Raw genomic sequence first — 1,129 nt, forward strand, 5'->3', positions numbered from 1 at the left:
CTGGTAGGAACGGCCAGACGAAGATGCTTTTACTTCCATGGCAATTTCTTCATCCACAGTACGTTTCATAATCGATACCAGATTAGAAAAGAACAAGGTTAAGTAAAAATCCTGCCGCAGGATCTGGGAGCTGCTTCCTGAGAAGTTCTCCAGCTGAAGCCGGTCTTTGAGCTCCTGGTATTTTCCCTCAATTCCCCAACGGAGAAAATACAATTCTTTTAATAACTCCACGGTGATTTCTGGATCGAAGATATTGGTAATAAGAGTTTCTTCCCCGCCGCCTTCTAAGGAGAAGCGGACTACGCGGACGAGAGTATCGTGTCCTTTCGGGTATTTGGGGCCATAATGAATCACGATGTCATTGGAATCCGCACCCTCCATGGCCTTGGTGCTGTTTTTCAGCCTCATGACAAAAAGCTGCTTCTTCTGTGTAAGCTCCTCAAACATATCAAAAGAGGGATAGCCCCGGTCAAAGATAAGAATACTTTCTAAAGGGATATCCAGGCAGTCAAGGCTCTCCAGATGTTTTAGAGCAAAAGCCCTTTCACTGTAATTGCAGATGTTCATCTGGGCATCAATCATGATATCGTTCATTACGTCAAAAAGAACAGAGGCTGAAGCCATTGCAAACTGCGTACCTGTCTGATTCGTGCTGGTACCAAATTCGTTTAAATTCTGCTTGGTTTGGGGCATTTGCAGAGTCGTTCCATCTATGGCGAGTATCCGGTAGCCATGCCATGTGTCAGGAGAAGTACAAAGCTGATAGTACATGGAACAGGAAACCCTCATCAATTCCTGGAATGCCTGAATATGAATGCCCTTACGTGCCTTTGCAACAGCCTGCTTTGAAAGTTCCTGTATGCCCAGCTGCGGGAAATCCTCTAAAAAATCAATGATATTAATGGACATAGATTTTTTAGACTGATGCAGAAGGAAATACATCAGGTTTTCAAAACCAAGCTTTCTTTTTCTTGTAAAACAATTGCCAATACGGTAAGCTTTCTTAAAATCCTCTGAGTGAATCAGGGATTGTACCGTTTCAATAATGGATTGGCATATGGTAATCCCCTCCATGTGGCACCACCTCCTAAAAAAGTATTTAAAAGAGGGGCTGAATTTTTCGCCACAT

At 43.3% G+C, this 1,129-nt stretch carries 1 protein-coding gene; it reads right to left on the reverse strand.

What is annotated here, in order from left to right:
* Nucleotides 1-1,074, reverse strand: a 1,074-nt coding sequence (locus ACYVD3_RS17420) for an IS4 family transposase (protein ID WP_460643756.1), incomplete at its 3' end; no start/stop codon positions are given.
* Nucleotides 1,075-1,129 lie beyond the last annotated feature (55 nt).

This window comes from Lacrimispora brassicae (genome assembly GCF_054772055.1).